The following is a 22,355-nucleotide window of genomic DNA, read 5'->3' as shown; positions in this document are numbered from 1 at the left end:
CAGGTGCCGTCCGGCCTGCCTTGCGGCATCCCCGAGGCACGATCTCGTCCCCCGATGTCCCGGTCTCGCCGGCCGCTCAGGCGCAACCCGATACAGCCGGCCGGTGGTCCGGCAGGCACACAGCGCACCGCCTGCCCGCCCGATCGGCCTTGTTGCGCTGCAGCATCGGTCCGATGTGCCCACTATCACCGCCGCGGCCCGATATGGCCCGATCTAGCCCAATTTACTAACCGGATGTTGCCCGCTTTGAAACCGATCCTGAAATCCAACAAGCTGCAAAATGTCTGCTACGACATTCGCGGACCGGTGCTCGAACACGCGAAGCGCCTCGAAGAAGAAGGCCATCGCATCATCAAGCTGAACATCGGCAACCTCGCGCCGTTCGGCTTCGACGCGCCGGACGAGGTCATTCAGGACATGATCCTGAACCTGCCGGGCTCCTCGGGTTACTCGGATTCGAAGGGCGTGTTCGCCGCGCGCAAGGCGATCATGCATTACGCGCAGCAAAAGGGCATCAAGGGCGTCGAGCTCGACGACATCTACATCGGCAACGGCGCGTCCGAGCTGATCGTGATGGCGATGCAGGCGCTCCTGAACGACGGCGACGAAGTGCTGCTGCCGGCGCCCGACTACCCGCTCTGGACGGCTGCGGTGAGCCTGTCGGGCGGCACGCCCGTTCACTACGTCTGCGACGAATCGAACGCGTGGATGCCCGACCTCGACGACATCCGCGCGAAGATCACGCCGAACACGCGCGCGCTCGTCGTCATCAACCCGAACAACCCGACCGGCGCGCTCTATTCGGACGAACTCCTGCGCGGCCTGATTGCGATCGCGCGCGAGCACGGCCTCATCCTCCTCGCCGACGAGGTCTACGACAAGATCGTCTACGACGGCAAGACGCACACGGCGCTCGGCTCGCTCTCCGAAGACGTGATCACCGTGACGTTCAACAGCCTTTCGAAGAGCTACCGCGCGTGCGGCTACCGCGCGGGCTGGATGTTCCTCTCGGGCATGACGGGCGAGAACCGCCGCCGCGCGAAGGACTACACGGAAGGACTCGGCATTCTCGCCTCGATGCGCCTGTGCGCGAACGTGCCGGGCCAGTACGCGATCCAGACGGCGCTGGGCGGCTACCAGAGCATCAACGAGCTGATCCAGCCGGGCGGCCGCCTCTATCGCCAGCGCGAGCTCGCCTACAACATGCTCACGGCGATTCCCGGCGTGACCTGCGTGAAGCCCGAGGCGGCGCTCTACATGTTCCCGCGCCTCGACCCGAAGCTTTATCCGATCGAGAACGACCAGCAGTTCATTCTCGACCTGCTGCTGCAGGAGCGCGTGCTGCTCGTGCAGGGCACGGGTTTCAACTGGAAGCAGCCCGACCACTTCCGCGTGGTGTTCCTGCCGAACGTGGACGACCTGACCGATTCGATCAACCGCATCGCGCGCTTCCTCGACGGCTACCGCAAACAGCACGGCAACTGATTTTTGCTTTCCCTTCAAACTTTTAGACGAACACACGCTGCATGGAACCGATCAAAGTAGGTCTCTTGGGCTTCGGCACGGTGGGCAGCGGCACCTTCACGGTACTGCGCCGCAACCAGGAAGAAATCAAACGCCGCGCAGGCCGCGGCATCGAGATCGCGCGCATTGCCGTGCGCAATCCGGCCAAGGCGGCGGCGGCGCTCGGCACCGAGGCCGGCACGGTCGAGCTGACGACCGACTTCAACGCGGTCGTCGACGATCCGTCGATTTCGATCATTGCCGAAATGATCGGCGGCACGACGCTCGCGAAGGATCTCGTGCTGCGCGCCATCGCGAACGGCAAGCACGTCGTCACCGCGAACAAGGCGCTGCTGGCGGTCCACGGCACCGAGATTTTCCAGGCGGCGCGCGCGAAGGGCGTGATGGTGGCGTTCGAGGCGGCGGTAGCGGGCGGCATCCCCATCATCAAGGCGCTGCGCGAAGGGCTCACGGCCAATCGCATCCAGTACATCGCGGGCATCATCAACGGCACGACGAACTACATCCTGTCGGAAATGCGCGAGCGCGGCCTCGATTTCGCGACTGCCCTGAAGGGCGCGCAGGAGCTGGGCTACGCCGAAGCCGATCCGACCTTCGACATCGAAGGCGTGGACGCCGCGCACAAGGCCACGATCATGAGTGCGATCGCGTTCGGCGTGCCGGTGCAGTTCGACAAGGCCTACGTGGAAGGCATCAGCCAGCTCGACGCCATCGACATCAAGTACGCGGAAGAACTGGGCTACCGCATCAAGCTGCTTGGTATCGCGCGCCGCACGGACAAGGGCATCGAGCTGCGCACGCACCCGACGCTGATCCCCGCCAAGCGCCTGCTCGCGAACGTCGAAGGCGCGATGAACGCGGTGGTGGTGCACGGCGACGCCGTGGGCACGACGCTCTACTACGGCAAGGGCGCGGGCGCGGAGCCGACGGCCTCGGCCGTGGTGGCCGATCTCGTCGACGTGACGCGCCTGCACACGGCCGACCCCGAGCACCGCGTACCGCACCTCGCGTTCCAGCCGGACAGCCTCTCGAACACGCCGATCCTGCCGATCGAGGAAGTCACGAGCGGCTACTACCTGCGCCTGCGCGTGGCCGACCAGACCGGCGTGATGGCCGCCATCACGCGCATCCTCGCCGACAGCGGCATCTCGATCGACGCGCTGCTGCAGAAGGAATCGGAGCAGGTGGATGCGCAGGGCAAGGCGGAAACCGACATCATCCTGATCACGCACAGCACGCTCGAAAAGAACGTGAACGCGGCGATCGCGCAGATCGAGAAGCTGGCGACGGTGAAGTCGGCGGTGACGAAGCTGCGCATGGAAGGACTGAACTAAGGCGCATTTGAGGCTAAGGCAATGAATTACGTATCTACGCGCGGCGCGGGCGCCGGCGAGCACCACTCGTTCTCGGACATCCTGCTGGGCGGTCTCGCCCGTGACGGCGGCCTGTATCTGCCGGCCGACTATCCGCGCATCACGCAGGAAGAGCTTGCGCGCTGGCGCGGCCTCTCGTATGCGGACCTCGCGTTCGAGATCCTCTCGAAGTTCGCCGGCGACATTCCCGCCGCCGACCTGCGCGACATCACGCGCCGGACCTACACGGCCGCGACCTACTGCAACGTGCGCCACGGCGAGGACGCGAGCAAGATCACGCCGCTCACCACGCTCGGCGAGGAAAACGGCGCGAAGCTGTCGCTCCTCGAACTCTCGAACGGCCCGACGCTCGCGTTCAAGGACATGGCGATGCAGCTGCTCGGCAACCTGTTCGAGTACGCGCTCGCGAAGGCGGGTCAGCAACTGAACATTCTCGGCGCGACCTCGGGCGACACCGGCAGCGCCGCCGAGTACGCGATGCGCGGCAAGCAGGGCGTGCGCGTGTTCATGCTCTCGCCGCACAAGAAGATGAGCGCGTTCCAGACCGCGCAGATGTTCAGCCTGCAGGACCCGAACATCTTCAACCTCGCGGTGGAAGGCGTGTTCGACGACTGCCAGGACATCGTCAAGGCCGTCTCGAACGATCACGCGTTCAAGGCGCAGCACAAGATCGGCACGGTCAACTCGATCAACTGGGCGCGCGTGGTGGCGCAGGTGGTCTATTACTTCGCGGGTTACTTCGCGGCGACGAAGAGCAACGACGAGCGCGTGTCGTTTACGGTGCCCTCGGGCAATTTCGGCAACGTCTGCGCGGGCCACATCGCGCGCATGATGGGCCTGCCCATCGAAAAGCTCGTCGTCGCGACCAACGAGAACGACGTGCTCGACGAATTCTTCCGCACCGGTATCTATCGCGTGCGCGGCTCGGCCGAAACGTGGCACACCAGCAGCCCGAGCATGGACATCTCGAAGGCCTCGAACTTCGAGCGCTTCGTTTATGACCTGCTCGGCCGCGATCCGGCGCGCGTCACGCAGCTGTTCCGCGACGTGGAGGAGAAGGGCGGCTTCGACCTCGCGGCGAGCGGCGACTTCGTGCGCGTGCAGCAGTTCGGCTTCGTTTCGGGCCGCAGCAGCCACGCGGACCGTATTGCCACGATCCGCGACGTCTACTCACGCTACGACACGATGATCGACACCCACACCGCCGACGGCGTGAAGGTGGCGCGCGAGCATCTGCAGCCGGGCGTGCCGATGGTGGTGCTGGAGACGGCGCAGCCGATCAAGTTCGGCGAGACGATCCGGGAAGCGCTCGATCGCGAGGCGGAGCGTCCGGCCGCGTTCGCGGGGCTGGAGTCGCTGCCGCAGCGCTTCGAAGTCGTGCCCGCTGAGGCGCAGCGCGTGAAGGACTACATCGCGGCGCACACGGCCGGCTGATCGGGCGCGCGGGGCCTACCCCGGTTTGTCCGAATCTGCGGCATACGGAGGACGCGGCGCAACGCCGCGTCTCTCGCCGCTACAATACCGGGAGACCCACTGTTGCCGGCACCCTGCGGGCCGCCGGCCGAACCGACAGCCGCTCCGATGTCCACTTCCCCCTCTTCTGCACCGGCGCCGCGCGCACCGATGCTTTCTACGGCCGACGCCCTCGCAACGCTGCTCGGCGCCGCCCGTCCCGTGACTGGTCTGCCGCAGGAAACGCCGGCCGCCGTCGAAACCCTCCCGACGCTCGACGCGCTCAATCGCGTGCTGGCCGCCGACGTGGTGTCGCCGCTCGACGTCCCGCCGATGCACACGAGCGCCATGGACGGCTACGCGGTGCGCGTGGCCGATCTCGTGCAGGGCAGCCGCCGGTTGCCGGTATCGCAGCGCATTCCCGCGGGCCACGCGCCGCAGCCGCTCGCGGCGGGTACGGCTGCGCGCATCTTCACGGGCGCGACGGTGCCGCCCGGCGCGGACGCAGTGGTCATGCAGGAGCAGACGGAGCTCGCCGAGGGCGATGTGACCTTCCTCCACACGCCCAAGGCCGGCGAATGGATCACGGCGCAGGGCGCGGACATCCGCAAGGGCTCGGTGATCCTGCCTGCGGGCACGCGGCTCACGCCGCAGGCGCTCGGCCTTGCGGCGTCGGTGGGCTGTGCGACGCTGGCCGTCGTGCGCCGCGTGAAAGTGGCCGTGTTCTTCACCGGCGACGAACTGACGATGCCGGGCGAGCCGCTACAGCCCGGAGCGATCTACAACTCGAACCGCTTTACGCTGAACGGCCTGCTGCGCAACCTGGGCTGCGACGTGACGGACTACGGCATCGTGCCCGACCGGCTCGACGCGACCTGTGCGACGCTGCGCGAGGCCGCGGCCGGCCACGATCTGATTCTCACGTGCGGCGGCGTTTCGGTGGGCGAGGAGGATCACGTGAAGCCGGCCGTGGAAGCCGAAGGGCGGCTCGCCATGTGGCAGATCGCGATGAAGCCGGGCAAGCCGCTCGCGTTCGGCGCCGTGCGGCGCGGCGCCGAGGGGACAGACGCACCGGATGGGGAGGCGTTCTTCATCGGCTTGCCGGGCAATCCGGTGTCGAGCTTCGTCACGTTCCTGCTGTTCGTGCGGCCGTTCCTGCTGCGTCTGGCCGGTGCCACGCACGTAAGCCCGCGCGCGCTCTCGCTGAGAGCCGACTTCACCCAGGCCAAGGGCGACCGCCGCAACGAATTCCTGCGCGCGCGTGTGAATGCGGCGGGCGGGCTGGAACTCTTTTCGAACCAGAGCTCGGCCGTGCTCACCTCCACAGTCTGGGGCGACGGCCTGATCGACAATCCGCCGAATCACGCGATCAGCGCGGGCGAGACGGTGCGCTTCATTCCCTTCACAGAATTGCTGTATTGAGCCGGACGTCATGAAGATTCAGTTGAGATTTTTTGCGAGCGTGCGCGAAGCGCTGGGCGTGGCCGAGGAAACGGTGAACGTGCCGGACGGCATCGCGACGGTCGGCGACGTGCGCGGCTGGCTGCGCGCGCGCGGCGGCGTCTGGGCCGAGACGCTGACGGAAGGCCGCGCGCTGCGCATGGCCTGCAATCACGTCATGACGGAGCCGGGCACGCGCATCACCGAAGGCTGCGAGGTGGCCTTTTTTCCGCCGGTGACGGGCGGCTGAGGCCGTAGAGGAGAGCGACCGTGCCCGTGCGCGTACAAACCGAAGATTTCGACCTGACGACGGAAGTCGCGCAGCTGCGCGCGCGCAATCCGGCGATCGGCGCCGTGGCGTGCTTCGTCGGCACGGTGCGCGACCTCAACGACGGCAGCACCGTCGCGACGATGGAGCTCGAGCACTATCCGGGCATGACCGAGAAGGCGCTGGAGAATATCGTGACCGAGGCGCAACGGCGCTGGCCCGGCATCGAGGTGCTGATCGTTCACCGGGTGGGCAAGCTTGCGCCGCTCGACCAGATCGTGCTGGTGGCCACGACCTCCATGCATCGCGGCGACGCGTTCGCGTCCTGCGAATTCGTCATGGACTACCTCAAGAGCGAAGCGCCGTTCTGGAAGAAGGAAGAGACCGAACACGGCGCGCGCTGGGTCGATGCCCGCGCGACGGACGATGCGGCGTTGGCGCGCTGGGGCATCGCTTCCGGGAATGCCTCGGGCGCCAAAGAATAGGGCCGCTAATAGGGCCGCTTCATCGGCAAAAGATTGTTCTTATAATTCAGGAATTATTGCCTGATCAAAGCCCGATATCGCCATTATTCCTCATTTATCGGAATTATCGCATACGGACATCGTTTTGCTCTATAATTCGCATATTGCCGGAATTATCGATAAGGAAAGGCCGCCCAGCCTTTTATTCCTGGAATCCGCGAATTATGCCCCGTACACTACCTCGTCCTGTCGACGACCCGGATCCGCTCGCCGAGAACATGGCCGAGCTCGGCCGTCTTGTGCGTAACCGGCGCGCACAAAGCGAAATGCGCATCGACGATGCCGCCCAGATGCTGGGCGTGTCGAAGGACGTGCTGTCGCGGCTGGAGAACGGGCGTCCGGTGGGGCTCGACAAGGTGTTCGCGATCCTCGATGGCCTCGGGCTGAACCTGCTGGTGTTTCCCCGGCGCGACGCCGCGATCGTGCGCAAGAAGTTCGGTCCGGGCGCAGGGGAGCCGCGCTGATGGCTTCCCACACCCTGCTGGTCAAGGCCGGTGCGGCGGCAGTCGGCACGCTCGCGTTCGACTCGGTGGAGGGGCGCTACGACTTCACCTACGATGCCGACTGGCGCCGCCGCGACGACGCTTTCCCCCTGTCGCCGCACATTCCGCTTTCGGGCGAGACGCCCCCCGCCGGCGCCGTGCAACGGTTTCTTCAGAACCTGCTGCCCGAGGGCCATGCGCTCGACGTGGCGTCGATCGTCAACCAGATCTCGAAGGACAATATCTTCGGGCTCGTGCGCATCCTCGGCAAGGAGCCGGTGGGGGCGCTTAGCTTCACGGTCCCGGGCGATGCCACGGCCACGGCCACGGCGCCGGAATTGCCGGTACGGCGGCACATCGGCAGCGAGGAACTGAGCCAGCGCATCCGCGAGCGCGACCAGATGCCTTTTCCCGTCTGGGACGGCAAGGTGCGTCTTTCGGTGGCGGGTTATCAGGACAAGCTGCAGGTGCTGGTGGAGGGTAACCGGATCGCGCTGGCGGACGGCTCGCTCAGTTCCACCCACATTCTGAAGCCCGAGTCGCGCCATGCCGCCACGCCGTTCATGGTGGCGAACGAGCATTTCTGCATGACGCTGGCGGCGCGTCTCGGCTTGCGGGCGGCACCCGTCGAGATTCGCCGCATCCCCGAGCCGATCCTGCTCGTCGAGCGCTTCGATCGCGAGGTGACGCGCGACCCGGCCGACGGCGAAACCGCGCTGGCGGTGCGCCGGCGCCATGCGATCGACGGCTGCCAGGCGCTCGATCTGCCGGTGTCGTTTAAATACGAGCGCAATTTCGGCAATTCGGCCGACGTGCGCGCGATCCGCGAAGGGGTGAGCTTCCAGAAGCTCTTTTCGCTCGCACCGTATCTCGACAATCCGCTGGCCGCGCGGACGTTTCTCGTCCGCTGGGCGGTGCTGCAACTGCTGATCGGCAACAGCGACGCGCACGGCAAGAACCTTTCGTTCTTCATGCTGGCCTCGACTCTCGAACCGGCGCCGCTCTACGACCTCGTCTCCGTGAACGTCTACGGCGAGCACATCGAGCAGGAACTGGCGATGGCCTACGGCGACGCCTTCCTGCTCGCGGACATCACGCCGTTCTCGCTGGCGGATTTCGCGTTGCGCACCGGCACGCAGCCGCGTTTTCTCGAACGCGAAATGACGCGCATGGCACGCCAGGCCGTGCCGCTTGCGCGCGAATTGGCGCAGTCCGAGGTCTACGTGGGGGACGAGCGCGGCGTGGTCGATTCGATCGCAGGATTCATTGCCGCACAGGCGGAGCGCCTGCTGAAGCTCGCGCCTGAAATTCCCAAGGTCGATCGCGCGCTGCTTTGACGCAGAGGGCGTCGGGAAGAACCGGTGCCTCGCTGGTTTCATAAACGCAACTAACAGCCAATCAAATCTCAAACCAGCAAGCGCGGCGCACCGCCGGGCGCCGCGTCGATCCTTCGTTTCACTCCATCGTATGGCCGATGATCTTCGCCGGAAAGGGCTCTCCAGCCGGGCGAGCGGGCAGATCATGCCCGTGACCGACGGAAGCGGCGTGACGCCGCGGCGCGACACGTTCCAGCAGCGCCTGCTGTTCGGCCGGAATCGTGTAATCCCAGCCGAAGCGGCTCAGTTGCAGGCTTTGGGCGATCCGCAGCGCAGGCTCCATGAACTGCACGGCGGCGGCAGGCCGATAGCGCGACTCGACGGTATCGAGAAACAGATAAAGCCAGCGGCTGAAATGGCGCGGCTCGATGCCGGGCAGCGGCTGATGCACCTGCTGGACGTTGCCCCGGTAAGTCTTCGCGCCCAGCACGAGGCTGGTCCAGAAACGGCACATTTTCGGCAGATGATCGTCCCAGCGGGCCGCCAGCACGCCGTCGAAAACCGGGCCCAGCAGCGCGTCGTCGCGTACGCGGTCGTAGAACGCGTAGACGAGTTCGCGGATATTGTCTTCGGTGGGTTCGGCGTGCCGCGTGTCGGCGGCGACCGCGTCGGTGGGAGTCATCGTTGTACAGCCTTGCGAATCGGGGAATCGGGGAACCGGTCATGCGAGAGTGCGTGTGCAATGATACAGAACCCCGCTAAAACGTGCATGATTGATGCATGTTATGGTGTGGTTTTCCGATGTTGGCCTTTCCCGACGCTCATGAAGCTGACCGACTACACCGACTATTCGCTGCGCGTGATGCTCTATCTCGCGCTGCGCCGCGACGGTCTCGCGACCATCCAGGAGATTTCCGGGGCGTACGGAATCTCGAAGAACCATCTGATGAAGGTCGTTCAGCGCCTGGGCGAACTGCGCTGGGTGGACACGATCCGCGGGCGCAACGGCGGGTTGCGGCTGGCGGATGCCTCGCTCGGGCTTTCCGTGGGCGAAGTGGTGCGGCAGACCGAGAACGATTTTGCGCTGGTCGGCTGCTTTCCCGACGAACATGGCGAGCGCCGCGCCTGTGTCATCGAGCCCCATTGCCGTCTCAAGCACGCGCTGGCGGCGGCGCGCGAAGCGTTCCTCGCCGAGCTCGATCGCCATACCATAGGTGAGCTTGCGCAACCGCAGGCGGAGCTCTCGGGCCTGCTTGGCCTGGCACCGCTCACTTTCGTGTCGCCTTCGCGGGCAAAAAAGCCGGCCTCCCGCGTGGTATCGGGCGAGCACTGACCCGTCACCCGGGCCCGATGCAGAAAATCGGAAAAAATGACGTAAACAGCGCTTGAAACCGGCGTAATGCCCCTCAAATTTGGTGACAGTTAAAAATCTGGAGGTCTCGTTCTAAATGAGAATCGACAAGCTCACCACCAAATTCCAGGAAGCCATTTCCGACGCGCAGAGCCTTGCCGTCGGTCACGACAACCAGTACATCGAACCCGTCCACCTGCTGGCCGCGCTGGTCGCGCAGCAGGATGGTTCCGCGCGTTCGCTGATGTCGCGTGCGGGCGTGCAGGTCCAGGCCTTGCAGAACGCGCTCAACGACGCCATCAACCGTCTGCCGCAGGTGCAGGGCACCGACGGCAACGTGCAGATCGGCCGCGAGCTCGCGGGGCTGCTCAATCAGGCCGACAAGGAAGCGCAGAAGCTCAACGACAGCTATATCGCGAGCGAAATGTTCCTGCTCGCCGTCGCCGACGACAAGGGCGACGCGGGCCAGATCGCCCGCAAGCACGGTCTGTCGCGCAAGGCGCTCGAAGCGGCGATCGTCGCCGTGCGCGGCGGCGCGCAGGTGCATAGCCAGGACGCCGAAAGCCAGCGCGAAGCGCTCAAGAAGTACACCGTCGATCTGACCGAGCGCGCGCGCGCCGGCAAGCTCGATCCCGTGATCGGCCGCGACGACGAAATCCGCCGCTCGATCCAGATCCTGCAACGCCGCACCAAGAACAATCCGGTGCTGATCGGCGAGCCGGGCGTGGGCAAGACGGCGATCGTCGAAGGGCTCGCGCAGCGCATCGTCAACGGCGAAGTGCCGGAAACGCTCAAGGGCAAGCGCGTGCTGTCGCTCGACATGGCCGCCCTGCTGGCCGGCGCGAAGTACCGCGGCGAGTTCGAAGAGCGCCTGAAGTCCGTGCTCAACGACATCGCGAAGGACGAAGGCCAGACCATCGTCTTCATCGACGAGATCCATACGATGGTCGGTGCCGGCAAGGCCGAAGGCGCGATGGATGCGGGCAACATGCTCAAACCTGCGCTCTCGCGCGGCGAGCTGCACTGCATCGGCGCGACCACGCTCGACGAATACCGCAAGTACATCGAAAAGGATGCCGCGCTCGAGCGCCGCTTCCAGAAGGTGCTCGTGGACGAACCGTCGGTCGAGGCGACCATCGCGATCCTGCGCGGCCTGCAGGAGAAGTACGAACTGCACCACGGCGTGGAAATCACCGACCCGGCGATCGTCGCGGCCGCGGAGCTCTCGCATCGCTACATCACCGACCGCTTCCTGCCGGACAAGGCCATCGACCTGATCGACGAAGCCGCTTCGAAGATCAAGATGGAAATCGATTCGAAGCCCGAAGAGATGGACAAGCTCGACCGCCGTCTCATCCAGCTGAAGATCGAACGCGAAGCCGTCAAGAAGGAAAAGGACGAAGCGTCGCAAAAGCGCCTGCAGCTGATCGAAGAGGAAATCGATCGCCTGAGCCTCGAATATAAGGATCTCGAAGAGATCTGGACCGCGGAGAAGGCCGCGGTGCAGGGCAGCGCACAGATCAAGGAAGAGATCGACCGCGTGCGCGCCGAGATCACGAAGTTCCAGCGCGAAGGCAAGCTCGAAAAAGTGGCCGAGCTGCAATACGGCAAGCTGCCGCAGCTCGAAGCGCAACTGAAGCAGGTCGCCCAGGCCGAGGCCGACGAGCAGAACAACCCGACGCGTCATCGTCTGCTGCGCACCCAGGTGGGCGCGGAAGAGATCGCGGAGGTGGTGTCGCGTTCGACCGGCATTCCCGTGTCGCGCATGATGCAGGGCGAGCGCGAGAAGCTGCTGCTGATCGAAGACAAGCTGCACGAACGCGTGGTGGGCCAGGACGAGGCGATCAGCGCCGTGGCCGACGCGATCCGCCGTTCGCGCGCCGGTCTCGCGGACCCGAACAAGCCCTACGGCTCGTTCCTGTTCCTCGGGCCGACCGGCGTGGGCAAGACCGAGCTCTGCAAGGCGCTCGCGGGCTTCCTGTTCGATTCGGAGGACCATCTCATCCGCATCGACATGAGCGAGTTCATGGAGAAGCACAGCGTCGCGCGACTCATCGGCGCGCCGCCGGGCTACGTGGGTTACGAGGAGGGCGGTTATCTGACCGAAGCCGTGCGCCGCAAGCCGTACAGCGTGATTCTGCTCGACGAAGTCGAGAAGGCCCACCCGGACGTGTTCAACGTGCTGCTGCAGGTGCTCGACGACGGCCGCATGACCGATGGCCAGGGCCGCACGGTGGACTTCAAGAACACGGTGATCGTGATGACGTCGAACCTCGGTTCGCACCTGATCCAGTCGATGGCGGGCGAGCCGCAGGAAGTGGTGAAGGACGCGGTCTGGAACGAAGTGAAGCAGCAGTTCCGTCCCGAGTTCCTGAACCGGATCGACGAAGTCGTGGTGTTCCATGCGCTCGGCCGCGAGAACATCGAGTCGATCGCGAAGATCCAGTTGCAGCGCCTGCGCGAGCGTCTGGAGAAGCTCGACATGGAGCTCGTGGTGTCGGACGAGGCGCTGGAGCGGATCGCCAAGGTAGGCTACGACCCGCTCTTCGGTGCGCGGCCGCTCAAGCGCGCGATCCAGCAGGAGATCGAGAATCCGGTCGCCAAGCTGATCCTCGCGGGCAAGTTCGGGCCGAAGGACGTGATTCCCGTCGACGTCCAGGACGGCAAGTTCGTGTTCGAACGCGTCGTGCACTGAGCGGTGGCGTGTGCCCCTGGGCTGCCAGGGGCGGGCGGCATCAACGAAAAAGGGCAACGGAGCGATCCGTTGCCCTTTTTGCATGCGCGCGGGCGTTTCCCCGCGTCAAGCGCCGCTCAAGCCTGCTTGTTGCCGCCGAAGAGCGAGGCGAGGCCGCCCAGCGTGCCCAGCACGCTTTCGGTGTTGATCTGGCCGCCGGCCGGCACTTCGCCGTTCGGCGTGCCGGCGTTCACCACGTGCGGCAGCACCTGGGCGAGCACGCCGCTCACCTGATCGGGTTGCAGGCCGACCTTCTGGGCGAGGCCCGAGACCACGTCCGAGCCCAGCACGCTTTGCAGCTGGTCGCCCGAAATCGCCTGGTTCTCGCCGTTGCCGACCCACGACTGCACCACGTCGCCGAGTCCGCCTTGCTGGAACTTCTGGACCAGCCCGTTCAGGCCGCCGGGCTGGTTGTTGACGAATTCCATCGCCGCAGCGATGACTTGCTGATGGCCGCCGCCTTCTTGCGACGAACCGCCGAGCAGGGATCCGAGGGTGTCTAGCAGGCTCATATCGATCTCTCTGGTAGGTTGGCCGGCACGGGGTGCGCGGCCGGGAAAATCATGGGATCAGGCGCCCGATGCGGCCGCGGCCGATGCCGCCTGGCCCTTCTTCGACTTCTTGCTCTTCTTCGCCTTGGTGTCGGACGCGGCTGCCGGCGCGGCGGCAGCGGAACCGGCTTCGGCCGCGCTGGCTGCCGAAGCGGCCTTGTCCTTCTTGCTCTTGCGCTTCGATTTCGTCGCCGTAGCGTCCGAAGCGGCGTTGGCGCCCGTCGTGGCCGTTGTTGCCGGTGCCGTCGTCGTAGTGGTGGTGGCGGCGGTGGTGGCCGCTGCCGTCTTGCTGCTCTTCGAGGCCGACGCCTTGCCGTTACCGGCCGGCGGCGCCGACGAACCGTTGACGGTCAGGCCCGCGGCTTCGAGGTTCTGCACCGACTTCGGGCCGATACCCTTGACGCGGCTCACGAGGTCGTCGGCGTCCTTGAACGGGCCGTTCTTCGTGCGCTCGTCGATGATCGCCTTGGCGTGGACCGGGCCGATGCCCTTCACGGACTCGAGCGCGGTTTCGTCGGCGGTGTTCACCTCGACGGCGGCGGCCATCAGCGCAGACAGGGACAAGCCGAGCGCAACGAACAGCATCAGCAGCTTTTTCAGCATGGCAATCACTCCATTGAGGGCAAATCCAGTTAGCCGGGAACGGACGACGCATCCAGTCGTTAGTGCTGCGCTACAAGGATAGGACAGTTGGCGTTTCCGTGGACGGGAAGCGGTCGATTTATACCGATCGATTTGTGGCAAGTAAATCGTGCCGCACAATTTTTAATACTTCTGTGGTTGGGGGCGTGCGGAGGATTGGGGGCGTGTGCAACGAAAGTGCGTGCGCCTTTGCGGTGCAGACGTCACGCGAGACGACGATGAGAAGTAGCGGGCGAGGAGCCCGGTTGCCGTGCTTCGGCGCGCCGTCTCGCGCCGGTTCAGGCCCGATGAGGCGGGACGATGCCGAGCTTCGCGATGCGCCGGTACAGCGTGGCGCGCGACATGCCGAGGGCTGCTGCTGCGGCGTTGGGGCGCCAGCGATGGGCGCGCAGCGCGGCGACGATGCGTTCGCGTTCGACGGCCGGGTCGTCGGCCTGCGTCGCGGCTGCGCCGTCCATCCCGCGCGCGGCGCGAGGCAATTGGGCTGTGAGATCGCCCGGAAGGTGACGCGCCTCCACGCGGACCGTATCGCAAATCGCGCATGCGTAGCGCAGCGCGTTGCGCAGCTGGCGCAGGTTGCCGGGCCACGGGCCGGCCGCGAGCCGCGCGGCGAGCGCGCCGTCGAGCACGAGCGGGCGCCCGGCGGCCTGGGCTTCCTCGGCGAACACGGTGTCGATCAGGGCGCCGATATCGCGTCGTTCCCGCAGCGGCGGCAGCGTGAGCACCGCGCCGCAAAGCCGGTAGTAGAGGTCCTCACGGAATTCGCCCTGCGCCGCCATGCCCCCGAGATCGCGGTGCGTCGCGCAGATCACTTCGAGATCGACGCGCACCGGCGCTTCGCCGCCGAGCGGCACGACCTCGCCTTCGGCCAGTACGCGCAGGAGGCGCGTCTGGAGCGCGAGCGGCATGTCGCCGATCTCGTCCAGAAAGAGCGTGCCGCCGTCGGCCATGGCGATTTTTCCGCGCGCACCGTGGCGGCGTGCGCCCGTGAAGGCGCCCGGTGCATAGCCGAAAAGCTCGCTCTCGATCAGCGATTCGGGCAGCGCTCCGCAGTTCACCGCGACGAAGGCGCGATTGCGGCGCGGCCCCGCGTCGTGTAGCGCGCGTGCGAACACCTCCTTGCCGGCTCCGGTTTCGCCGAGCAGCAGAACAGGCAGCCGCTTGCCCGCGATGCGCTGGGCAATGCGGGCGTTTTCCGCCACGCGCGGATCGGTGCTGCGCAGAAACGGGCCGAGCGCGCTGCTGTCGTGCCGCGTATCCGCGCGCTCTTCGTGCAGGGGGACGGCGCCGTGCACGGCGGCGGCCGTTGCCGCGTGAGCGCGCCCGAGCGGCGCGCGGATGCGCGCGTAGAGCATCGCGCCGTTTGCGCGCATCCGCAGCGCGGCGATCGCTTCGAGGCGCCCGACATCGCGCAGCTGCACGTGCGAGGAATCGAAGATCTCGTCGATGTGACGCGGCGCGTCGAGTCCCGCGATGCATTCGCGCGCGCGCCGGTTCGCGGCCACCACGTTGCCGTTTTCGTCGAAGGCGATCAGCAGTTCCGGCTGCGCCTCGACGTAGTTGCGGCTTTGATGGCCGAAGAGGATCCAGCAGGACGACGTGCGGTGCAGGAAATAGCCGTCTTCGATGAGCGTCGCGCTCTGGCGCACGAGCTGATTGACGATGCGCTGGCTGTCGCGGTTGTCGGGCGAGTGCACGGCCGAGGCGTCGAGCACGCCGATCAGCTCGCCGCCCGGCGAGAAGATGGGCGCCGCGCTGCAGGTGAGCGTCGTGAACGCCGCGCGAAAGTGATCGGTTTTGTGGACCGTGATAGGTGCTAGATCGGTCAGCACGCTCGCGATTCCGCAGGTGCCTTCCTCGCTCTCGGACCAGCACGAGCCGATGTAGAGCCCCGCATGCTTGAAGTCGTTGCGGCGCTCGCGGTCGATGCGGTAGTCGATGGTGACGCCGTGCGCATCGGTCAGCATGACGCAGTAATCGGCGTCGCGCACGGTTTCGTGCAGACGCGTGAGGCATTGCCCCGAAGCACGCAGAAAGGCTTCCTCGCGATCGCGGATCTCGCGCAGCTCGCCCGCGCTCAGCACGCGCGGACCGATTACCGAGCCGGGGTCGAGCTGGTAGCGCTCGAACGAGCGTTGCCACGAAGAGACGAGCCGTGCCGAATCGGCCGGCGCGGGCAAGCGGCCTTCGACGGCGCCGCGCACGCGTTCGGCGTGCCGGCTGGGCCCAACGGCGTAGGGCATGGCGGTTCCGGACTCTGGCGTCGTGCATGCAGGGCATGCGGAGGACCTTTTTGTAGCACATCCGCGCCCGGCAATCACACCGCATTGCAGCATGCGAGACGCGTGAGACGTTCGTCTCACGCCGTCGCAATCCGGGCGGGCGGCGGGTGCGCCGCGGGCCAGGCCATGTGGCGCGCGGATGCAGAGCAGGGCGAGGCGGCGCGCGTACTGGATCTCGTCTCATCGCACTGGCCGTTGGGGGCGAATCTGAGACGCTGCCCTGCGCGCTTCGCACGGGCGGCAGGCGTGAGGCGAATGTCCCAGGCCCCGTCACAGGCGGCTTTGCGGACGATGCCCGCAATTCGTGCGCCATTGGCACAACGCTTGCAGAGTCGGTCGCGAGAGGCGGCACGCGACTGCACCGCCTCCGATAAAGCGGTTCGCACCATCCCGATGCGACCCGCAAACAGGAGACAACGCTCGTGCCGAAGCCCGTGACCGCTGGCGTGATCGTGAACCCCGCATCGGGGCGCGACATTCGCCGCCTGACCACGCATGCCTCCGTCTTCCCCACAGCCGAGAAGGCCAATATGGTCGTGCGCCTTCTCGCCGGCCTCGGTGCGCTGGGTGTCGCGCGCGTGCTGACGTTGCGAGACCGCACCGGCGTTGCGGCGCTGCTGCTGCGCGCCATCGAAACGCATGCGGCGCTTGCCGCGCACGAGCCCTGGCCTACGGTCGAATTCGTCGATCTGCCGATTGCCGACAGCGTGGCCGATACGCACGCGGGCGTCGCTCACATGGTTCGCGAAGCGGTGTCGCTCATCGCGGTGCTGGGTGGCGACGGCACGCATCGCGCGGTTGCTGCGTATTGCGGCGATATCCCTTTGCTCGCGCTGTCCACCGGCACCAACAATGCGTTCCCCGAATTGCGCGAAGCGACCGTTGCCGGCCTTGCCGGCGCGCTCGTCGCGACCGGCACGGTGCCCGCGGACGTCGCGCTCGCGCGCAACAAGCGGCTCGTCGCGCGCTGCGTGGAAGGCCCGAACCGTGGACACGAGGAGATCGCGCTCGTCGACATTTGCGTGGCACGACAGCCGTTCATCGGTGCGCGGGCGATCTCTGAAAGTTCGGATATCGAAGCGATTTTCCTGGCGTTCGCGCAACCGGACGGCATCGGTCTTTCGTCGATCGGCGGTGCCTTCGCGCCGGTCGGGCGCGACGCATCGCACGGCCTGCACATGACGTTCGCGCGCCCGGGCGAGGCGGGCGGCGTGCCGCTCGTCGCCCCCATTGCGCCGGGCCGCATCGAACGGCTCAACCTGCGCACCTGCCAACGCATCGAGGCCGGCGTGACGCTGCCGCTCGACGCCGGGCACGGCACGCTCGCCTTCGACGGCGAGCGCGAGATCGAGCCCGCGCGCGGCGACCGCTACGAGGTATCGCTCGATTGGGGCGGCCCGCTCACGGTCGATGTTGCCCGCACCTTGCGTTATGCCGCCTCGCATCAGTTGCTGCGCGCGGCGGCGGTCCATTTCGCCTGACGCATTCTCATCCCTTCAATAGACCAAGGAGACACCGGATGACCCCATCGCCCATACGCTCGCCCACGGGCACCGCGCTCCCCACCGGACGCGGCTTCGCGTTGCATCGAAGCCGGGCTTCGCATGCGGCAGGCAAACCAGATTCCACCGAGATTCCACCAGCAGGAAGGAGACAATCATGTCTGTTACGACCCAGTTGAACAGGGAGCAGTTGCTGAAGGCCTATCGCTCGATGCGCACGATCCGCGAGTTCGAGGAGCGTCTGCACGTCGAATTCGCGACCGGCGAAATTCCGGGCTTCGTTCATTTGTATGCCGGCGAAGAGGCATCGGCGGTCGGCACGATGACGCACCTGAACGACACCGATTACGTGGCGACCACCCATCGCGGCCACGGCCACTGCATCGCCAAGGGGGTGGATGTGCACGAGATGATGGCCGAGATCTACGGCCGCGCCACCGGATCGTGCCGCGGCAAGGGCGGCTCGATGCACATTGCCGATCTGTCCAGGGGCATGCTGGGCGCGAACGGCATCGTGGGCGCGGGCGGACCGCTGACGTGCGGCGCGGCGCTTGCCGCGAAGCAGAAAAAGACGGGCGGCGTGGGCGTGTGCTTCTTCGGTGATGGCGCCTCGAATCAGGGCGTGATTTTCGAATCGATGAATCTCGCTTCGGTCTGGCGCCTGCCGGTGATCTTCGTCGCCGAGAACAACGGCTATGCCGAGGCAACCTCGTCGACGTGGTCCGTCGCCGCTGACAACATCGCCGATCGCGCCAATGGCTTCGGCATGCCAGGCGTGATCGTGGACGGCTTCGACTTCTTTGCCGTGCACGAGGCGATGGGCGAAGCGATCGCGCGGGCACGCAACGGCGGTGGCCCGACGCTCGTCGAAATGAAGCTTTCGCGCTACTTCGGCCACTTCGAGGGCGACGCGCAGACCTATCGCGCGCCAGGCGAAGTACAGAAGCTGCGCGAAGAGAAGGACTGCCTCAAGCGCTTCGAGGAGCGCGCGGTGCGCGCCGAACTCGTGAGCACGGACGATCTGCGCAAGGTGGACGCGGAAGTCAGGCAGCTCGTCGACGACGCCGTGACGAAGGCGAAAGCCGCGCCGCTGCCGACCGACGAGGCGCTGCTCACCGACGTCTACGTGTCATACCCGTAATCGAACGGCGTTCGAAGTCATCAGGATTCCATATCAAGGAGACGAAAATGGCACGGAAAATCACTTATTCGCAGGCGATCAACGAGGCACTGGCGCAGGAAATGGCACGCGACGAAAGCGTGATCGTGATGGGCGAAGACAACGCGGGCGGCGCGGGTTCGCCCGGCGAGCAGGACGCATGGGGCGGCGTGCTCGGCGTGACCAAAGGGCTTTACGGCAAGTTTCCGGGGCGCGTGCTCGACACGCCGCTCTCGGAAGGTGGCTTTATCGGCACCGCGGTGGGGGCGGCGGCGTGCGGTCTGCGCCCGGTGGCCGAGTTGATGTTCATCGATTTCATGGGCGTGTGTTTCGACCAGATCTTCAACCAGGCCGCGAAATTCCGCTATATGTTCGGCGGCAAGGCCGTCACGCCCGTCGTGATCCGCACGATGTGCGGCGCCGGGTTGCGCGCGGCGGCCCAGCACTCGCAGATGCTCACCTCTCTGTTCACGCACATTCCGGGGCTCAAGGTCGTCTGCCCGGCCACGCCCTATGACGCGAAGGGCCTCTTGATCGAGGCGATACGCGACAACGACCCGGTCATCTTCTGCGAGCACAAGCTGCTCTACGGCATGGAGGGCGACGTGCCGGAGGAGTCGTATTCGATCCCCTTCGGCGAGGCGAACATCGTGCGCGACGGCGACGACGTCACGATCGTGACCTATGGGCGGATGGTCCACTACGCGGTGGATGCCGCGCAAAAACTCGCAAAGGAAGGCATCGAAGCCGACGTGATCGACCTGCGCACGACCTCGCCGCTTGACGAGGAAACGATCCTCGAAAGCGCGCGCCGCACGGGCCGCGTGGTGGTGGTGGACGAGGCGAATCCACGCTGCTCGATCGCCACCGATATCGCGGCGCTCGTTGCGCAGCGTGCGTTTCACGACCTCAAGGCGCCGGTCGGCATGGTCACGGCGCCCCATACGCCGGTTCCGTTCGCGGGCGTGCTCGAAGACCTCTATATCCCGTCGGCGGACAAGATCGCCGAAGCCGCACGCGCAGCAAGGAGCTGAAGTCATGCCGATCCATATGATCACAATGCCCAAATGGGGCCTTTCGATGGAGCAGGGCCAGGTGAACGGCTGGCTGAAGTCGGTGGGCGACAAGGTAGGCAAGGGCGAGGAACTGCTCGACGTCGAGACGGACAAGATCGCCTCGGGCGTCGAGTGCGCCTTCGATGGCGTGCTGCGGCGGCAGATCGCTCAGGAGGGCGAAACGCTGCCGGTGGGCGCGCTACTCGGCGTGGTGGCCGATGCCGAGGCCTCCGATGCCGATATCGACGCGGCGGTGGCGTCATTCCAGCGCGACTTCGTCCCGTCCGCGGCCGCGCAGGACGATGCGGGGCCGCAGCCCGAGAAGGCGCAGATCGGCGGGCGCACGATCCGCTATCTGAAGCTCGGCGACGGTGCCGGCGTGCCGGTCGTGCTGATCCACGGCTTTGGCGGCGATCTGAACAACTGGCTCTTCAATCATGCCGATCTCGCGGCGGGACGCGCGGTCTGGGCGCTCGACTTGCCGGGGCACGGCGAGTCCGGCAAGACGGTCGAGTCGGGCAGTCTCGACGAACTCGCGCAGAGCGTGATCGATTTCCTCGACGCGCAGAAGATCGAGCGCGCGCATCTGGTGGGCCATTCGCTCGGCGGGGCGGTTGCGATGACGATCGCGCAACGCGTGCCTGCGCGCGTCGCTTCGCTTGCGCTGATCGGCAGCGCGGGACTCGGCAATGAGATCGACGGCGCGTATATCGAAGCCTTCGTCGCGGGGACCAACCGCAACGCGCTGAAGGCACCGGTCACGAAGCTCTTTGCCGATCCGGCACTCGTGACGCGGCAACTCGTCGAAGATCTCGTGAAGTACAAGCGGCTCGAGGGCGTACAGGATGCGCTCAGGAAGATCGCCGCTCAGGCGTTCGAGGGAGGGGCCCAGCGCCATGTCCTGCGCGAGCGGCTCGCGACGCTTGCGCCGCGTGTGCTCGTGATCTGGGGCGACGCCGACCAGATCATCCCCGCCCGTCACGCCGGGGGACTGCCGCAGAGCGTGCGCGTGGCGGTGATTCAAGGGCAGGGTCATATGGTGCAGATGGAGGCTGCCGCCGAGGTCAACCGCCTGCTCAAGGCCTTTTTCGACGAAGAGGCCTGAGCCGTGGACGCCGCCCCGTTCGACACGCCGCACGCGGGCGCGACTGCGCTCGGCCAGCGCGGCCTGCGCAGCCGCGAGAAGCTCGCGCGCATGCCCGTGAAGGTCGTGCAAGAGGAGGCGGTGTTGCCGAAGCCGTCGTGGCTGCGTGCACGTCCGATGATGAGCGTGCGCGTCGCGGAGGCGGCGGCCAGTTAAAGGGGCCGGCCACGCGGGCGGTCAGGGCTGCGAACTTCCGCGCAGATACCGCGTGCTCACGCGCGAGAGATAGGTGGTCAGCCCCACGCCCGCGATCATGAGGCTCGCCATGTTGGCGAGCCAGAATCCGCGCGCCCCCGTGGCCCACGCGGGCAGCGTGCCGGTAACGTCGAAGCCGAGCGCGTAGCCGCCGCCCAGCCCGACGCCCCAGAGCGCGACGGCATAGATCACGGTCGGCACGACGGCAACCTTGTACGCGCGCAGCGCGAAGGCCGTGGTGACCTGCAGCGCGTCGAAGATGTGATAGAGCGCGACGATGGCCACGAGCGGCATGGCGGCCACGGCAACAGCCGGGTCGGGCGTATAGCCGCCGATGATGAGCGGCCGCAGCACGAACACGGCGAGCGCGAAGCCGCACGCGATCGTCACGGCGGTCAGGATGCCGTGCCGCGCGAGCGTGCGCGCCTCGGCGGGACGATTGCCGCCCAGCGCCTGGGCGGCGAGCGTCGAGGTCGCCACGCCGATGGCGAGCGGCGTCATGTACAGCACGGCACCGATGTTGCCGGCGATCTGATGCCCCGCGAGCGTGGTGGTGCCGAGGCGCGCGATGAAGATCGCCATGAACGTGTATGAGGTCACTTCGATCAGATACGACAGCCCCATGGGGATGCCGAGCTTGAGCAATTCGGCCTGGCGCTTCCAGTGCGGCCAGCAGAAGTGGCGGAAGATGCCGAACGGCTCGAACACGTCGATTTTCGTGAGCGCGAGCACGGCGAGGGCAGCCAGCGCCCAGTTGATCGCGGTACTCGCGAGCGCGCAGCCGGGGCCGCCGAGCGCCGGCACGCCCAGGCCGCCGAAGATGAGCCAGCGGTTGAGGATCACCTTGAGCACGAGCGCGCCCACCTGGAGGAACATCACGAGCCGCGGCCGGCTCACGGCATTGGCGAGCGAGCTGTAGATGCGAAACAGGAGCCCGGCGGGCAGGCCGAACGAAAGCAGCCGCAGGTAATCGACGGTGCGCTCGCGCAGGGCCTCGGGCGCGCGGGCGAGATCGAGCAGCGGACCGGGGAAATAAAGGATCGCGCCGCCGATCACCATCAGCACGAGGGCGAGCCAGAGCGCCTGACGCACTTCTTCGCCGATCTCGCTGTCGCGCTGCGCGCCGTAGAGCTGCGCCGCGACGGGCTGCAACGCGGTCAGGATGCCGGTGAGGCTGATATAGACGGAGACGTAGATCGACGAGCCGAGCCCCAGCGCCGCGAGATCGAGCGCCGAATAGCGGCCGACCATGGCCGTGTCGATCACGCCGAAGGCGATGATCGCGAGCTGTCCGACCAGCACCGGCCAGGCCAGTGCCGCAATGCGGCGGACGTCGCTGAGCACCGTACCGGTCACGGCGG

20 protein-coding genes are annotated in these 22,355 nt (G+C 66.4%); 15 read left to right on the top strand and 5 right to left on the bottom strand.

The genetic code is table 11. From position 1 onward, the window contains the following. The first annotated feature begins 237 nt into the window (after positions 1 to 237). From U5760_RS01655 to U5760_RS01620, 8 genes are all read left to right on the top strand, one after another. Positions 238 to 1,485, top strand: a complete 1,248-nt coding sequence (locus tag U5760_RS01655; RefSeq protein WP_322009995.1) for a pyridoxal phosphate-dependent aminotransferase — start codon at positions 238 to 240, stop codon at positions 1,483 to 1,485. Positions 1,486 to 1,526: 41 nt separating this feature from the next. Beyond that, on the top strand, positions 1,527 to 2,858 hold the full coding sequence (locus tag U5760_RS01650; protein WP_322009148.1) for a homoserine dehydrogenase: 1,332 nt from the start codon (positions 1,527 to 1,529) through the stop codon (positions 2,856 to 2,858). Positions 2,859 to 2,879: 21 nt separating this feature from the next. Then, positions 2,880 to 4,331 (top strand): threonine synthase, encoded by a 1,452-nt coding sequence (thrC, locus tag U5760_RS01645; protein ID WP_322009146.1) that lies wholly within the window; start codon positions 2,880 to 2,882, stop codon positions 4,329 to 4,331. Positions 4,332 to 4,520: 189 nt separating this feature from the next. Continuing rightward, entirely contained in the window at positions 4,521 to 5,771 is a 1,251-nt protein-coding gene (glp, locus tag U5760_RS01640; protein ID WP_322009992.1) for a gephyrin-like molybdotransferase Glp, read from the top strand. A 10-nt stretch (positions 5,772 to 5,781) separates the two neighbouring features. Continuing rightward, the gene (moaD, locus tag U5760_RS01635; protein ID WP_322009144.1) at positions 5,782 to 6,039 is read left to right on the top strand and encodes a molybdopterin converting factor subunit 1; all 258 of its coding nucleotides are present in this window, start codon (positions 5,782 to 5,784) and stop codon (positions 6,037 to 6,039) included. A 20-nt stretch (positions 6,040 to 6,059) separates the two neighbouring features. Further along, positions 6,060 to 6,542, top strand: coding sequence for a molybdenum cofactor biosynthesis protein MoaE (locus U5760_RS01630; RefSeq protein ID WP_322009142.1), 483 nt, complete (start codon positions 6,060 to 6,062; stop codon positions 6,540 to 6,542). A 203-nt stretch (positions 6,543 to 6,745) separates the two neighbouring features. Next, positions 6,746 to 7,045 (top strand): helix-turn-helix domain-containing protein, encoded by a 300-nt coding sequence (locus U5760_RS01625; protein WP_322009141.1) that lies wholly within the window; start codon positions 6,746 to 6,748, stop codon positions 7,043 to 7,045. Continuing rightward, positions 7,045 to 8,400 carry a HipA domain-containing protein gene (locus tag U5760_RS01620; RefSeq protein WP_322009140.1) on the top strand — a complete coding sequence of 452 codons (1,356 nt, stop codon included), beginning with the start codon at positions 7,045 to 7,047 and terminating at the stop codon, positions 8,398 to 8,400. Before U5760_RS01625 ends, U5760_RS01620 begins: the two co-directional genes overlap by 1 nt. 118 nt (positions 8,401 to 8,518) lie before the next feature. Here the strand turns inward: U5760_RS01620 and U5760_RS01615 are convergent, their stop codons facing one another. After that, positions 8,519 to 9,061 carry a group III truncated hemoglobin gene (locus U5760_RS01615; protein WP_322009138.1) on the bottom strand — a complete coding sequence of 181 codons (543 nt, stop codon included), beginning with the start codon at positions 9,059 to 9,061 and terminating at the stop codon, positions 8,519 to 8,521. A gap of 141 nt (positions 9,062 to 9,202) precedes the next feature. Between U5760_RS01615 and U5760_RS01610 the strand changes: the two genes are divergently transcribed. Together U5760_RS01610 and clpB are read left to right on the top strand one after the other, a co-directional pair. After that, positions 9,203 to 9,712, top strand: coding sequence for an Rrf2 family transcriptional regulator (locus U5760_RS01610; RefSeq protein ID WP_322009137.1), 510 nt, complete (start codon positions 9,203 to 9,205; stop codon positions 9,710 to 9,712). 115 nt (positions 9,713 to 9,827) lie between these two features. Next, the gene (gene clpB / locus U5760_RS01605; protein WP_322009136.1) at positions 9,828 to 12,425 is read left to right on the top strand and encodes an ATP-dependent chaperone ClpB; all 2,598 of its coding nucleotides are present in this window, start codon (positions 9,828 to 9,830) and stop codon (positions 12,423 to 12,425) included. 116 nt (positions 12,426 to 12,541) lie between these two features. Here clpB and U5760_RS01600 read toward each other — a convergent pair whose 3' ends face one another. From U5760_RS01600 to U5760_RS01590, 3 genes are all read right to left on the bottom strand, one after another. Continuing rightward, on the bottom strand, positions 12,542 to 12,976 hold the full coding sequence (locus U5760_RS01600; RefSeq protein ID WP_322009135.1) for a YidB family protein: 435 nt from the start codon (positions 12,974 to 12,976) through the stop codon (positions 12,542 to 12,544). A 57-nt stretch (positions 12,977 to 13,033) separates the two neighbouring features. Next, entirely contained in the window at positions 13,034 to 13,618 is a 585-nt protein-coding gene (locus U5760_RS01595) for a helix-hairpin-helix domain-containing protein (RefSeq protein WP_322009133.1), read from the bottom strand. A 317-nt stretch (positions 13,619 to 13,935) separates the two neighbouring features. Continuing rightward, on the bottom strand, positions 13,936 to 15,900 hold the full coding sequence (locus tag U5760_RS01590; RefSeq protein ID WP_322009131.1) for a sigma-54-dependent Fis family transcriptional regulator: 1,965 nt from the start codon (positions 15,898 to 15,900) through the stop codon (positions 13,936 to 13,938). A 461-nt stretch (positions 15,901 to 16,361) separates the two neighbouring features. On the opposite strand from U5760_RS01590, the gene U5760_RS01585 reads away from it, so the two are divergent. From U5760_RS01585 to U5760_RS01565, 5 genes are all read left to right on the top strand, one after another. Continuing rightward, positions 16,362 to 17,420 (top strand): ATP-NAD kinase family protein, encoded by a 1,059-nt coding sequence (locus U5760_RS01585; protein ID WP_322009130.1) that lies wholly within the window; start codon positions 16,362 to 16,364, stop codon positions 17,418 to 17,420. A gap of 178 nt (positions 17,421 to 17,598) precedes the next feature. After that, on the top strand, positions 17,599 to 18,582 hold the full coding sequence (locus U5760_RS01580) for a thiamine pyrophosphate-dependent dehydrogenase E1 component subunit alpha (protein ID WP_322009128.1): 984 nt from the start codon (positions 17,599 to 17,601) through the stop codon (positions 18,580 to 18,582). Positions 18,583 to 18,629: 47 nt separating this feature from the next. Next, complete coding sequence (locus tag U5760_RS01575) at positions 18,630 to 19,634, top strand: alpha-ketoacid dehydrogenase subunit beta (RefSeq protein ID WP_322009126.1); 1,005 nt, start codon at positions 18,630 to 18,632, stop codon at positions 19,632 to 19,634. 4 nt (positions 19,635 to 19,638) lie between these two features. Beyond that, entirely contained in the window at positions 19,639 to 20,760 is a 1,122-nt protein-coding gene (locus U5760_RS01570; protein WP_322009124.1) for an acetoin dehydrogenase dihydrolipoyllysine-residue acetyltransferase subunit, read from the top strand. 3 nt (positions 20,761 to 20,763) lie between these two features. Then, positions 20,764 to 20,955 carry a hypothetical protein gene (locus tag U5760_RS01565; protein ID WP_415914020.1) on the top strand — a complete coding sequence of 64 codons (192 nt, stop codon included), beginning with the start codon at positions 20,764 to 20,766 and terminating at the stop codon, positions 20,953 to 20,955. 21 nt (positions 20,956 to 20,976) lie between these two features. On the opposite strand, the gene U5760_RS01560 is transcribed toward U5760_RS01565, so the two are convergent. Beyond that, the gene (locus U5760_RS01560) at positions 20,977 to 22,338 is read right to left on the bottom strand and encodes an MATE family efflux transporter (RefSeq protein ID WP_322009991.1); all 1,362 of its coding nucleotides are present in this window, start codon (positions 22,336 to 22,338) and stop codon (positions 20,977 to 20,979) included. Between the last annotated feature and the right edge of the window lie 17 nt (positions 22,339 to 22,355).

The sequence above is a fragment of the Paraburkholderia sp. J12 genome, assembly GCF_905220215.1.
GTDB lineage: Bacteria > Pseudomonadota > Gammaproteobacteria > Burkholderiales > Burkholderiaceae > Paraburkholderia.
The sequence above is the reverse complement of the archived record's forward strand: the minus strand, read 5'-3'. Positions and strand labels throughout refer to the sequence as shown.

What these genes read in the sequence shown, in the direction of transcription:
- U5760_RS01620 (WP_322009140.1), top strand. Translation starts at nt 7,045, where the DNA reads ATGGCTTCCCACACCCTGCTGGTCAAGGCCGGTGCGGCGGCAGTCGGC.
- U5760_RS01580 (WP_322009128.1), top strand. Translation starts at nt 17,599, where the DNA reads ATGTCTGTTACGACCCAGTTGAACAGGGAGCAGTTGCTGAAGGCCTAT.
- clpB (WP_322009136.1), top strand. Translation starts at nt 9,828, where the DNA reads ATGAGAATCGACAAGCTCACCACCAAATTCCAGGAAGCCATTTCCGAC.
- thrC (WP_322009146.1), top strand. Translation starts at nt 2,880, where the DNA reads ATGAATTACGTATCTACGCGCGGCGCGGGCGCCGGCGAGCACCACTCG.
- U5760_RS01575 (WP_322009126.1), top strand. Translation starts at nt 18,630, where the DNA reads ATGGCACGGAAAATCACTTATTCGCAGGCGATCAACGAGGCACTGGCG.
- U5760_RS01595 (WP_322009133.1), bottom strand. Translation starts at nt 13,618, where the DNA reads ATGCTGAAAAAGCTGCTGATGCTGTTCGTTGCGCTCGGCTTGTCCCTG.
- glp (WP_322009992.1), top strand. Translation starts at nt 4,521, where the DNA reads ATGCTTTCTACGGCCGACGCCCTCGCAACGCTGCTCGGCGCCGCCCGT.
- U5760_RS01610 (WP_322009137.1), top strand. Translation starts at nt 9,203, where the DNA reads ATGAAGCTGACCGACTACACCGACTATTCGCTGCGCGTGATGCTCTAT.
- moaD (WP_322009144.1), top strand. Translation starts at nt 5,782, where the DNA reads ATGAAGATTCAGTTGAGATTTTTTGCGAGCGTGCGCGAAGCGCTGGGC.
- U5760_RS01600 (WP_322009135.1), bottom strand. Translation starts at nt 12,976, where the DNA reads ATGAGCCTGCTAGACACCCTCGGATCCCTGCTCGGCGGTTCGTCGCAA.
- U5760_RS01570 (WP_322009124.1), top strand. Translation starts at nt 19,639, where the DNA reads ATGCCGATCCATATGATCACAATGCCCAAATGGGGCCTTTCGATGGAG.
- U5760_RS01625 (WP_322009141.1), top strand. Translation starts at nt 6,746, where the DNA reads ATGCCCCGTACACTACCTCGTCCTGTCGACGACCCGGATCCGCTCGCC.
- U5760_RS01615 (WP_322009138.1), bottom strand. Translation starts at nt 9,061, where the DNA reads ATGACTCCCACCGACGCGGTCGCCGCCGACACGCGGCACGCCGAACCC.
- U5760_RS01590 (WP_322009131.1), bottom strand. Translation starts at nt 15,900, where the DNA reads ATGCCCTACGCCGTTGGGCCCAGCCGGCACGCCGAACGCGTGCGCGGC.
- U5760_RS01650 (WP_322009148.1), top strand. Translation starts at nt 1,527, where the DNA reads ATGGAACCGATCAAAGTAGGTCTCTTGGGCTTCGGCACGGTGGGCAGC.